This is a genomic window from Psychrosphaera sp. B3R10, from assembly GCF_018861025.1.
In the GTDB taxonomy this organism is placed as follows: Bacteria; Pseudomonadota; Gammaproteobacteria; order Enterobacterales; family Alteromonadaceae; genus Psychrosphaera; species Psychrosphaera algicola.
Map to the genome: position 1 here is coordinate 1 of NZ_JAHKQH010000013.1, position 13,111 is coordinate 13,111.

The following is a 13,111-nucleotide window of genomic DNA, read 5'->3' on the forward strand; positions in this document are numbered from 1 at the left end:
TCTAGAGGATTTTCAGAGTCGTTGATATTTATAACTTCCTCTGCACTCGGTTGGAGATCTTAAATATCGCCATGGCTGACTTAAAAAGCTTGGGAATAGCGGGCAATTTGCGATCAGCGACTCTGACCCCACAGGTTTTTAGAAAGGATCGTCATTCCAAAATCGCTGTGGCTCGACTCATATTACAAGCTAGGGAATAGCGATTTTCTGTTTGGTTGAAAAGACGGTATTTCTGTTGATTTGTCACTTAATAGCAACAGTTTTATTCTGAAATAAACAATTAGCCATTTATTTACAATTAAGCCCCTCGGAAATCTGCGTCAAATTTGTAGAACTGTTACACTCTGTTTTTACTTGCTTGTTGACTGGCATCAAGCATTAATAAACAAATTAATCTCGAGATTTTTATGGAACATAACCTACTTGCTGACAATGCGGATGATGCATTATCAATCTGCCAAAGTATTCTAAAAGGCAATTTCATTCCTGTTGACGGGATCACGGTAAAGAAACAAGCCCAGAAAATTAATATTGAAATGGCGCTCGAAACATTAACGCATTATGCCGACACTGGGCATGCAGGTTCAATTTTTGAAATCGCCGACACTTATTTTTCTGGGAAAATCACCAAAGGCCCATTTCCAAGTGTGTTGGTTATGCCTAACTTTTTATTGTCAGAGCAGTATTTCCTGTTGTTACTTAGTGCAGAGAAGGTTACTGACGACCAACATGGGTTGGCTTTATTTAGACTCGCCATGTTACGTAAATTTGCTAACGATCTCGACGGCCACGAAGAGTATCTTACGCAAAGTGCGAATGGCAGCCATTCAACTAAAGCCAATGCCACACATATATTAGCGACTTACTTTTACAACACTCAACGTTACGACGAAGCTGTTAAATTGCTGATCCCTAATAGTGCTACTCATCTTTATAGCAAAGTGCTTTTGTCGTTTTGTTATCAAAATGGCTTTGGCGTTGAGCAAAACACAGAACTCGCCACAAAGTTACAAAATGAGTTTATCGACTCCGGGAATTAATTTGAGCTGGTGGGCAGCCTCGGCCCATCAGTTACTTTATGTTGTGCTTTGTTTTTGACGCTATTTAGGATAAGTGAGAAAAGCGAAGTTAAATAGATTTGTGCGCGTAATTGAATCAAAGTGTTAGCGTTCTGCTTTGTTTGTCATTGAAATGAATGAATTTGAAGCTAATGCAATATTCAAGCATTGACCGTTCGACAGTGGAAGCTCCCAACTCAAGGTATACCATTTTGTGAGGACTAATTTGACGACTTATTTGGTGTCATTAATCCTTTTAATAGCCAAACTAAAAATACCACCATTACAATTGCAAAATAATCAATTAAGTAGCCTTGCCCATTTGAAAAATCACCAAAGGGGATAGAAACTGTAATGGGAGCGATATGTGGAATAATACTTTCGCTATCAACCATACGAATGCTTTGTGAAATGAAAAACGCTACAGAAACAAAGATCGCTCGTCTACTTCTTATAAAAATACCGTATGCGCCATATGCTGGAATTAAAACATAGAGCGCCAGGCATATGAGTCGACTGGCAGTGCTTTCAAAGTCGGAAAATATCACTATCCCCAAACCAATTAAGGTGAATATTGCCAATATGGAACTTGCCACTTTGAATTTCATTTTGCCTCTAAAATAAATAGGATCAAATCGAAGGGGCCCAAATCAATGGGATCATGTCGTTGATTTTAGCTGATTTGATTCAAATTAGCATTTAGATGTTTAGCGCTTAACTGCCTATTTTTGATATGAAAAGTATTGATTATTGCGGGTCAAAGGAAAGCGTTTTTTAATAAAGACCCGTTACCTAAATTTAAAATGCCGTTCTCAATTTACCTTTAAAACACATGTTATGAATACGTATGCCTGCAATTGCTATCTATTTTAACTATTGGCTACAATCAAGCGCAGTTCAAATAATAACCACCACGTAATCGAGATGGTTAAACGTTATAAAAATTAGAATAAAAATAATCAATCAACGACATGAATTAAAACAGGGTCACACAATGACAATAATAAAAAACGTTCAGCAGTGTGTTAAAAATCTAATAATTTTGAGTGTGCTTTCATTCTCTTTTTTTAGTCAAGCGGCGATAAACCAAAATCAACTTGGCGCCAATTATAGTGTTAACCAGCAACAAATTAACTTTCGTATTTTTTCAGCTAATGCAACCAAAGTTGAACTCTACCTTTATGATCAGGCCACGGGTGTAGAAGAAGTCGCTCAATATTCGTTGACCAAAGATAATAACGACATCTGGTCTACAACACTTGATGTAAATGCTTTGGATCCTCGTCTTAGCAATACAATTTATTACGGATACCGTGTTTGGGGGCCAAACTGGCCATATAATGCGGCCTGGGAAAAGGGCACTAATGTCGGTTTTATTAGCGATGTTGACGCTCAGGGAAATCGCTTCAATCCAAATAAACTACTCAGCGACCCTTATGCAAAAGAACTCAGCCATGACCACTTAACTCCGCAATGGAACGATGGAACAATTTACGCATCAGGTCCAAGCTATCGCAATATTGACAGTGGCTTACAAGCCCCTAAAGGTATTTTACTTGCTGCCGACTCGCAGTCGATTGGTATCAAACCAACAAGGGCGTTAAAAGATGACATTATTTATGAAGTTAATGTCAGGGGGTTAACAAAAAACGACACTAGTATTCCAGAACAATTTCGCGGTACTTATCAAGGCGCTGCACTCAAAGCGCAATACTTAGCAGACTTAGGCATTTCAGCCGTTGAGTTTTTACCTGTACAAGAAACTCAAAACGAAACAAACGATATGGTGACCTCGACAGACGGCGATAATTATTGGGGGTATATGACCCTAAATTATTTTGCTCCTGACCGCCGATACGCCAGCGATAAATCGGCAGGAGGGCCAACTAAAGAGTTTAAAGCTATGGTTAAGGCATTCCACGATAAAGGGATAAAGGTCTTTATTGACGTGGTTTATAACCATACTGGCGAAGGCGGAGCTTGGATTAATGGCGACTCGTCTACTTATAATCTTTATTCTTGGCGTGGACTGGACAACTCAACCTATTATTCTTTAACAAATGATAAACAACATTCGTGGGATAACACTGGGGTCGGCGGAAATTACAATACGGTAAACCCGATTGCACAGGACCTTATTATTGACTCTTTGGAATACTGGCAGACAACGTTAGGGGTTGATGGATTTCGCTTCGACCTTGCTTCTGTGCTCGGCAATACCTGCGAACACGGTTGTTTCAACTTTGATAAAATGGCGTCGAACAACGCGTTAAATCGTATTATAAATGAATTTACAGAACGCCCAACGTGGGGCGGTCAGGGTTCCGATTTTATTGCAGAACCTTGGGCGATTGGCGGTAATTCTTATCAAGTAGGTGGTTTCCCTGCGGGATGGTCAGAATGGAACGGTAAATACCGCGACACGCTACGTAAAGATCAAAACCTTTTAGGGGCAGAAGATACGACGCTTGGTGAACTTGCCAATATCTTTACCGGCTCTGCTTCGTTATATCAAGATGATGGCCGAGCCCCCTGGAATTCAGTTAATTTTGTTGTTGCTCACGATGGCTTAACATTAAAAGATCTTTATTCCTGCAACAGTTCGAACAATAGTCAATTATGGCCATATGGACCTTCTGATGGCGGTGAAAGTAACAATCACAGCTGGGATCAAGGTTGGTACAACCAAGCACAGGAACAGCGTAAAGCAGCGCGCAATGGATTTGCATTACTGATGTTAAGTGCCGGCACACCAATGATCACCGGTGGCGACGAATATTTACGTTCAATTCAATGTAATAACAATCCATACAATCTAGATTCAATCGCTAATTGGCTTAACTTTGACTGGTCAGCCGACCAACAAAACTTCAATACATTTGCTAAGCGAATGATTGAGTTCCGTAAAAATCACCCGTCGTTACGTCCGGCTAATTTCTACCAAGGAATAGACACAAATAGTAACTATATGGAGCAATTAGTTTGGTTTCAGCCAGATGGCAATGTTGCGTCGGGTCAATATTTTAACGATGCCAATAATCATGCAATCGCCTATCGCATAGATAGCTCAGAATTTAACGAGCAAACGTCAGCAATCTACGTGGCTTATAACGGTTGGTCGGGCAATGTTAATTTCACTTTACCTTGGCCTGGTGCAGGTAAAAACTGGTATCGAGTAACAGATACATCCAATTGGAATGAAGGCGAGAACACAGTAAAACCAGTTGGTTCAGAAGATTTTATTGGTGGTGAATACACCTCTTACGGTTTAAATGGCCGTGCAATATTAGTTTTAATTGCTAAATAGCAAACAGGGTTAAGGACAAATAAAAATGATGTTAAAAATTAAATCTCTAGTGGCAATCTCTTTGCTAACGTTGGCGTGTAACAGCCAAGCGACAATTATCACAGTCGCGGCGGACAACGCTAATAATTATGGTAACCAATGGCTAGGAAATGGCGGAACTGGTTTTGATGAATGGCACTTTATCACCGACAGCGCCAATGGCAGTGCAGGCACATTTTTAGCAAATAAAAGCGGTGAGAATGACCTAAACCATATTGCGTCAAATCCTTCAGACAACGCCTGGGGAAGCTACGCCAATGGCGACGGCTTTAATCAAGTTGAAGCGTATCGAGGTTTTGCCAGTAATTCCCTTTCTGAGGTAGGAGATATTTTTAACGTCTCTTTTGAGCACGGTGCCATTACGCAAGGTGGTTCTGTTGGTTTTGTACTAAGAAATCAAAATATTCACAATAATATTGGTGACTATAATCAACAAAGCCGTTTTGAATTTGGATTTATTGGTGGCGGTCAACATTACAGTATTTTTGACGGATATGGGGTTATCGACACTGGCATCGGCTACACAGATGCAGGGTTAAGCCTAACGTTTACTTTGTTAAGTACGGATCTTTACCAACTCGATATATTTAATGCCTTTGACAGCTCGCTAATTCAAAGCCGAAATGGCTTATTAAGCGGAACTGGCAGTATCGACAGTGTTGCGCTTTACAATCGTAATGCTGAAGACGCTAATGCCTATTTCAACAGTCTTTCGATAAGCAAAACTCAAGTCGCTTCCGTACCAGAGCCTGCAGGCTTTATGTTTGTATTGCTTGGATTGTGTTTTATGACATGGCGTAAACGCAACAAAATCTAAAGTTAAACGGCTTTATAAAAACAACATAGTTTGCAATAAGCCGTTAACTCGAAACTGAATTTAAACTAACCGTAACCAATTTATTGTTTACGGCTTTTTTGTGTCCGTTGATGGGAGGGGGAAGCTGTCACTTTCCTATGTATTTGTAATCAGAATATATATCGATTGAAGTTTCGTTGATTTCTGTAAAATAGGCAAAGCTGCCTTTCATCGCCATTTCATGTTGCTTAGGTAGAACCGTACCGTCCAATTGTATGAATGACATGGTCATAACAAAGTCAGTAATATGTGCGGTAAACATCGGAGAAAAATCGGCGCTGTTCCAAATTGAAATTGTATCGATAAATTGGGCTTCTTTTTGATAGGTTAGCTGTCCTTTAAGCTTACCAATAGAGTCTTCACCCAATTTTTTGAGCCTAACGTTAAATGCCATAACAAACTGCTCATCATCTTCGGAAACAAAGGTTAGGCTTTCTTCATTTATCAACTCCCGCAGGGACAGTTTCAGGCTGTTCTTTTGTTTTTTTGTTTTGGTTTGTTGCCTTTTTTTGTCGGAAAAATTTTGAATTTGTTTGCCTGTTGGTTGTTTTCCATTAATTTGCTTTAACAGCCAAGGTTCACTTAACTGTGGTGAATGCTGCTCAATACTACTTGATATGTCGCCTTCTTCGTTTTCATGGCGAGTTACTATATATGCCCAATGTTTTCTCTCGGTTTGTTTTGCTTTTATTATGGCGAGATTTATTTTGTCCCTGAACATAAGTAACTTTTCAGGAGCGACATCTGTCGCCCAAACGTTAAATATAGAGCTGACGCCGAGTAGAAATATCAAGTAAGTCTTCATGTTGTCGGTCTTTTTTGAAAATAAAACGCAACTGTAAATGCGGGTTTGTGAAATAAAAGTGAAACTGACAGACATTATTTTTAAGGTTATTGATGATTAATATTTAGTTTCTGGCTTTCCCAAAATTTCACATTACTTTCACAAACATCAAAATAGGATGGCGCCACATACTTTTTACTGTGGTGCACATTTATGCCTTGTTCAATCGAACTAACACGCGTTTCGCAATCATTTAGCAATGCCGATTCGATTATTACCCTATTTGAAAACCTTGACTTGTCGGTTCAACAAGGACAGTCGTATGCGATTACTGGCCCGTCTGGGGCTGGCAAGTCGAGTTTGCTGATGCTCTTATCTGGATTAGAACAACCAACGATTGGCAAGGGCAATGTAGTAACCGGTGACCATATTGCATCACTTGATTCCATACGTTCTGAGATTGGGTTTATCTTTCAGCAGTTTCATTTACTGCCGGAGCTTACCGCATTGAATAATGTTGCTTTACCTTTGAAGCTGCGCGGAGATAAAAACGCAATTAATAAGGCACAACTTTGGCTAGATAAAGTCGGGTTGGGTGACAGAGCGATGCATAAACCCGCCCAGTTAAGTGGAGGTGAACAGCAACGTGTCGCCATTGCCCGGGCGTTAGTATTTTCTCCCAAGTTTATTTTTGCGGACGAACCCACGGGGAATTTAGACCAGCATAATGCCACGGAAATAGCCGATATTTTATTTGAATGCTGCCAACAAAATAACGCTGGATTGATTATTGTCACCCACAGCCATGAACTTGCAAGCAAAGCGAAACACATATATGGGTTAGCCAACGGTAAGTTAACCAATACATCGGTAACTACCGAGGCACACGTGCCTGAGAATTCGTTCGAGAATATATCGAGAGATACAAATCAAGCGCTTGCATCAACTGCCCAGAAAAAGCAGGTATTGCCATGTTAAATCTTACAATACCGTTGGCATGGCACTATGTGTGGCAAGAGTTTCGTCAACCTCATCAATTGTTGCTGCGTTGGGTTCAAGCCGTTTTAATGGTTTTTATTGTGACGTTATCGTTAGCTAGTAATACCATTCAAACCTACCTAGAGGGAAATTTACAAAATCTGCTCGGGGCTGATGCTGTTTTGACGCAAAAAGCAAATCTAACAAAGGAGCAAATAACCGTTTTGGCAGGACACAGTGAAAATGTGGTCAAAACCTCACAAATTGACGCCACACTGACTTTTAATACCAAGTGGCAACGCACAAAATTAAAAGCAGTGGGTCGTGATTATCCATTACAGGGCCAATTACTCACATCAACATCTGTATTAGCCTCAAATGACAACCTAGCTGAGGTAACACATGGTGGGCCTAAATTAGGTAACATCTGGCTGGACAGCCGACTTTTTGCAAGTTTATCCGCAGTAATGGGAGATGTGATTAACGTCGGTGAACATAGATTTGTTGTTTCTCGATTATTAGTTCACGAACCCGACAGATTAATGGAAGGCCATAACGTTGCGATGAGAGCGATAATTAATATCGAAGACATGGAAAAGCTGGCTTTTGCAGCTGATCTCATTCAATACCGTTACTTAGTCTCTGGCACAAAATCGCAAATCAACCAACTTATGCAATGGCAAAAACAGTCGCTTCCGGCGGCCAAAATACACCACAAACAAGGTGCACATCCACTGGCTCTATTTTGGCAACGAACCGAAAACTTCTTGGGTTTAGCTTCGATTATTTTGTTTTTTATGGCGGCAATTGCTATAGAGCAATTAGCTCAGTTGCATTTGAAAAAAGAACAGTTTTTTTCTGCTATTTGCATGAGCCTAGGCGCTTCAAAGGTAACAGGTTTGCAGTTATCAATTTTAAAATGGTTTTTTAATATATTGCTCTTAATTCCGGTTGTTGTCGTAATCTCTGGGATTTGTCATTGGTTAGTCGTCAATTGGTTGTCTACAACATTCCCAGCAATTAGCTGGCAACTAGAGGCCGGTTTAATGGCCAAAACCATAACAACGAGTGTTTTACTCTTTGCGGTTTTTCATACTCCTGTCTGGCTAACTCTGTGGCAAACATCGGTTCCTAAGCTATTTCAACAAAATCGAAAAAGCATTTCTTTAGGGTTAGTCAAGCTTTGTGCTTTAGTTGTTTTGGTATTAGTCGCCTTTAAATATTCCGACAATGGTTTGTTAACCTTGATGTTAGTGGGCAGTATTTTTATCACCATTTTGTTGCTTGTCGCGATTAGTTGGGCGGCGTTAACATTTGGTGAAAAAGCCACTCAGCGTTTTTCTGGACTCATCCCGTTTTCTCTATTTATGATGAAGCAGCGTTTGTTAAGCAAAAGTACACAAATTCTAGGAATAGGACTAAGCACGTTCCTTTTGCTTTTTACCTTAATGCTATTAAGGGATTTGGGAGACACTATGGTGTCATATCAGCGGACGCACGACGGAAATGTGATGATTTCACAGGCGGATCAGCAACAAATGAATGCAATTAAGGAATGGTCAATGCAACATGGAATTGACCTGCGTCAAACTAAACCCTATCTGTATGCTAAGGCGGTCAAAATTAATGACCAAGCACTGGATGACTTCAGCCAAAAGCCCAGCGATAGTTTAGCGACGTTATCTCGTTCGATTCGTTTGCATTGGAGCCAAACTGTGCCGGACAATAATCGAGTGGTCCAAGGCAAGTGGTGGTCAAAAGATACCGATAAATGGCAACAAATCTCGCTAGAAGAGGAGGTCATGACCGACTTAGGCTTAACACTTGGCGACACGCTGACGTTTATTATTAATCAACAAAGTTTTACCTTTACGATAGCGGCGAGTCATGTTTATCAACCTGGAGCCGGTTCCATAACCTTTTGGGTGCAAATGCCAGCAACGGCCGTAAAACATATAAACGCGCCCCATTACAACATGGCAAGCTTAGAAATGGATGATGACCAATGGCCGCTGCTCGGTCAAATGTGGCGACAATATCCAACGATTAGAATGGTCTCTTTAGGTGAATTAACTAAACAGTTTGATAATATTTTGGCCATGATCACTAAAGTGATTAGCGGTTTTGCTGTCATGATTATTTTTCTTGCTGTTACTGTTATTTTGTCTTCAATTAATGCGTTTGAAAATAAAGAAAAGAAAAAGAACTGCGTGATAATGAGCTTCGGTTTTTTGAAAAAAACATGTTGGCAACTTAATGTTATTGAGTGGCTCATTACAGCATTCATCATCGCCATAGGCGCTATTGCGGGGACATATATCACCGGAATGTTAATTTATCAGTCGCAGTTTTCACTTGTATATCAACCCAACGTAACCGTGTTATGTCTTACTTTGGTTGTCATCTTGAGCACAGTCACCTTGTTAGGGGTATACGCCAGTCGACACAGTTTAAAAAGTTCTGTGAAACAACTGATGGCAGATGTTTAGGCGTAAGTTATATAGTGCTTTAAATCGTTTCACATTTGTTTCACGTCAGCTTTGCAACACTAGCGCAATACTTAGGAGAAACAAATGAAAAATGTAAAACAACGCATTGGTAAACTTATTACTTTATTTACCTTGTTGGCTGTGACCACGATAATAACGCAAGTAAATGCAAAGCAAGTAAAAGCATCGCAAGCAGAATTAACTGACATTAAAATTTTAATGGTTGTCAGCGGATATGGGCAAGGTGCAGAACCCGCAGGCGAGCAATCTAAAGAAAAAGCGAATGGAAAAGCGCTCATCAAACGAGAAGAACGCCCAGGGTATGAATTTGACGAGTTTGCAAAAGCGTATTCCGTATTTAAGGAAAATGGCATAGCAATTGATATCGCAAGTCCTAACGGTGGCAAAGTAGAAGCGGATAAATTTGATCCCAACAAACCCTATAATGCAAAGGTGCTCGCTGACAAAACCATTATGGCACAATTGAATAACACAATTGGAACAAGTGTGTTGGATGCCGATGATTACGACGCTGTTTTTGTTGTAGGTGGCAAAGGGGCTATGTTTGACCTACCAAATGACACGGCATTGCAAAAGCTGATCGCCCAGATATATCAAAATCAAGGCATTGTATCTGCTGTATGTCACGGCCCTGCCGCCTTCGTAAACGTAAAGCTCGACGATGGCAGTTATTTGGTTGCCAATAAGGCTATAAACAGCTTTACCAACGAAGAGGAAATGTTGTTTGGTAAAAAGTGGTTAAGCAAATTTGAGTTTTTATTAGAAGATAAACTTGTCGAACGTGGTGCTAAGTTCCAATCGAGTCAAATCATGTTAAGTCACGTCGCAATAGATGACCGCTTAATTACTGGGCAAAACCCGACTTCGACAGTGGATGTAGCCAACGCTTTAGTTAAACATTTGGGCATGACGCCGGTTAAAGCCGATATGGATATCGAAGATAAAACCTTGGCAGTTGTTGCAAAGTTTTTGTCAGGTGACACCGCTGCACTCAATGTACTTACTTCCGCCTTAAGTGGTTCTGATGACCAAGCGGAACAAACGCCGGGGCAATATCATTTACCATTAGTTGGTATGTATGGCTTCTATTTTCATAAAAATGCGAAGACAACCCGAGAGTTTGAGCAATCATTAACGCTTATGAGTGCTGCGCAAAAGGCCATTAATAACCCACGACTGGATATGGAAATTGCAAAAATACAGTCAAAATTGGGACAAACAACAAAGGCAAAAGCGACATTACAACAATTGCTTGCTGGAAATCCTGATTTTAAACCGGCGCAGGACATGTTAAAAGCACTGTAACAAAACGGACCTTTAGCTAATGAGTCCTTAAAGCAAACTTTACTAATTTGCGTTAAGGAACGTTTAATCTGAGAAAGACATGAATACGCAATCTCTATACATTTTGGTCGTTGAAGACCAACAAAACATAGCTCAAAACATTGCTGAATACATGGAAAATAAAGGTCATGTATTAGACTTCGCAACCCAAGGAGAACAGGGATTTAAGCTGGCGTTAGCCAATCATTATGACGTTGTCATTTTAGACTTAAATTTACCCGTTATGAGTGGCCTTGAGGTTTGCACCCAGTTACGTCTTCAGGCGAGTCACCATGTGCCAATAATCATGCTTACCGCAAGAGATAGCATTGAGGATAAAATTTCGGGTTTTACAACGGGCGCAGACGACTACCTGACAAAACCGTTTTCTTTGGAAGAACTTGAAGTACGCTGTTTAGCTTTATCTCGGCGACATTTGTTGCAAACTAACCACATTTTAACGTTTGATAAGTTGGTCATCGATCGAAAAAAACAACTGGTCACTCGTGAAGAAAAACCACTAGAGCTACACACAATGGGTTATCGGATTTTGACAATATTAGCCGAAGCGTTTCCACAAGTAGTGAGTCGTTCAACCTTATCTCAAAAATTATGGGGCGACGAGCCAACAGAATCGGATGCGCTTAGATCACACATATACCAACTTAGGAATACGTTAGATAAACCATTTGATTACCCCATGATTAAAACGTTGCATGGTATTGGCTTTGTATTGGACGTGAAAAAATAATGACGCATAATAAAATTAATCCAACCCCACAATCGCAGATACTCGGCCATACAACAGGGCAAAAGTTCCATAGTTTAAGTGGCAAAATTGTCAGTCAATTTTGCTTATTTACCCTGTTTGTTTCTGCTGTGTGGGGAATGTTCTGTTTTGTCTTATTGTACAATATAGAAGATGAATTTATCGAACGAGAAGTCAATCAAGAAGCGCATTATCTTCAACAAGGTTTCAACAAAACTCAAAGCTGGCCGGCGCCTCGTGTCAGTTACATGACGTTATACTTCTCAAAGGACTCCCTGCCAAAGGATATAAAATCACGATTTATTGATGAGCCCAACAGGAAAGAATTTTCTGGAGAAAATGGCCGTCATTATCACTTGCTGGCACTGCCAAAATTTGAAAATATTTACCTTGTGGCAGAAGTCAGCGAAATGTTGTTAGTTCGTCCTATCAGTAAAAATTTATTAAAGACAATGTTCATTGCGGGATTTATATTGGTGCTATTTGCTTTTGTTATTGCATGGCAATTAGGCAGAAAAACCGCAAGACCGTTAAAACAACTTGCAGACTTAGTTCACGGCGTAGCGCCAGAAAACATTCCCGATTCATTTGCAAAGCAGTTTCCCAATAATGAGATTGGCAAATTGGCACATACCCTAGAAAGTACATTGACCAGAATGAATCAAAGTTTACTAAGGGAGAAATGTTTTACTCGAGATGTAAGTCACGAGCTAAGAACGCCCGTTGCTGTGATCAAAAATGCGGTGGAGGTTTACAATAATCTAGATTCAATTCCTGTGATTAAACCTATCATTGACCGTATTTCTCAGGCTAGTACGCAAATGGAACAAACGGTTATTACACTGTTAACGCTTGCTAGAGAAGAACATACTGAAGCAACTAAAAACCACATTAAGATCCTGCCTTTAATCGAACAATCGGTAATTGACCAAAGCCACCTTATCAACAACAAGCCAATTCAAGTTGATGTGGACGATAGCTGCAATGTCGAAGTTTATGCCCAATCTGGCATGTTAAAAGTGTTGCTAGACAATTTAATTGGAAATGCATTTCAATATACACAACAAGGAAACGTCACAATCGAAATGCAAAATAACACTTTGGTTATTGCCGACACCGGACCTGGCATTAAACCAAACCTTTCTGAAAAAATAACCGACCCCGCCGTTAAAGGCGACCAAAGCACAGGTTATGGATTTGGATTATCTATAGTAAAACGACTATGTGAACACCAAGACTGGCGACTAACCGTTTCAAGTGAGCGGGGAACCAAGATTGCGATAGAACTCACATAGCATTTAATTCTTTCACCTTGATTTCCCGACCAGTGGGGTCACCCATTAGACAAACCGTGTCAATAGCACGAGCGATCCCGTGTCGCTTGTGCAACCATTTATATCGTTAACTTGTTGTTTCTATGAACAAAAGCGTTTTGGCCTTTTTTACTCGCTAATTTGTTTTTCTATGGTTTGTGCTGCTTATACTCT

Annotated in this window: 10 protein-coding genes; 8 read left to right on the top strand and 2 right to left on the bottom strand. The window is 40.2% G+C overall.

Translation table 11 applies throughout. The annotated features are described in order from the left end of the window. Positions 1-407: 407 nt before the first annotated feature. Positions 408-1,040 carry a hypothetical protein gene (locus KO525_RS04850; protein ID WP_215962670.1) on the top strand — a complete coding sequence of 211 codons (633 nt, stop codon included), beginning with the start codon at positions 408-410 and terminating at the stop codon, positions 1,038-1,040. A 239-nt stretch (positions 1,041-1,279) separates the two neighbouring features. Here the strand turns inward: KO525_RS04850 and KO525_RS04855 are convergent, their stop codons facing one another. Beyond that, on the bottom strand, positions 1,280-1,666 hold the full coding sequence (locus KO525_RS04855; protein ID WP_215962671.1) for a hypothetical protein: 387 nt from the start codon (positions 1,664-1,666) through the stop codon (positions 1,280-1,282). 386 nt (positions 1,667-2,052) lie between these two features. Between KO525_RS04855 and KO525_RS04860 the strand changes: the two genes are divergently transcribed. Continuing rightward, positions 2,053-4,365: an isoamylase gene (locus KO525_RS04860; RefSeq protein ID WP_215962672.1), complete on the top strand. Its 2,313-nt coding sequence runs from the start codon at positions 2,053-2,055 to the stop codon at positions 4,363-4,365. Positions 4,366-4,390: 25 nt separating this feature from the next. Beyond that, positions 4,391-5,221, top strand: coding sequence for a PEP-CTERM sorting domain-containing protein (locus KO525_RS04865; RefSeq protein WP_215962673.1), 831 nt, complete (start codon positions 4,391-4,393; stop codon positions 5,219-5,221). A gap of 127 nt (positions 5,222-5,348) precedes the next feature. On the opposite strand, the gene KO525_RS04870 is transcribed toward KO525_RS04865, so the two are convergent. Then, positions 5,349-6,065, bottom strand: coding sequence for a hypothetical protein (locus KO525_RS04870; RefSeq protein ID WP_215962674.1), 717 nt, complete (start codon positions 6,063-6,065; stop codon positions 5,349-5,351). Positions 6,066-6,257: 192 nt separating this feature from the next. Here KO525_RS04870 and KO525_RS04875 point away from each other — a divergent pair, with 192 nt between their 5' ends. From KO525_RS04875 to KO525_RS04895, 5 genes are all read left to right on the top strand, one after another. Continuing rightward, positions 6,258-7,022 carry an ABC transporter ATP-binding protein gene (locus KO525_RS04875; protein ID WP_215962675.1) on the top strand — a complete coding sequence of 255 codons (765 nt, stop codon included), beginning with the start codon at positions 6,258-6,260 and terminating at the stop codon, positions 7,020-7,022. After that, positions 7,016-9,511 (top strand): ABC transporter permease, encoded by a 2,496-nt coding sequence (locus tag KO525_RS04880; RefSeq protein ID WP_215962676.1) that lies wholly within the window; start codon positions 7,016-7,018, stop codon positions 9,509-9,511. The genes KO525_RS04875 and KO525_RS04880 overlap by 7 nt, the downstream gene beginning before the upstream one ends. An 84-nt stretch (positions 9,512-9,595) precedes the next feature. Continuing rightward, entirely contained in the window at positions 9,596-10,837 is a 1,242-nt protein-coding gene (locus tag KO525_RS04885) for a type 1 glutamine amidotransferase domain-containing protein (RefSeq protein ID WP_215962677.1), read from the top strand. 79 nt (positions 10,838-10,916) lie between these two features. Next, a complete protein-coding gene (locus tag KO525_RS04890) occupies positions 10,917-11,606 on the top strand; it encodes a response regulator transcription factor (RefSeq protein ID WP_215962678.1) in 690 nt (229 codons plus the stop codon). Next, on the top strand, positions 11,606-12,919 hold the full coding sequence (locus KO525_RS04895) for a HAMP domain-containing sensor histidine kinase (protein WP_215962679.1): 1,314 nt from the start codon (positions 11,606-11,608) through the stop codon (positions 12,917-12,919). Before KO525_RS04890 ends, KO525_RS04895 begins: the two co-directional genes overlap by 1 nt. Positions 12,920-13,111: the final 192 nt, after the last annotated feature.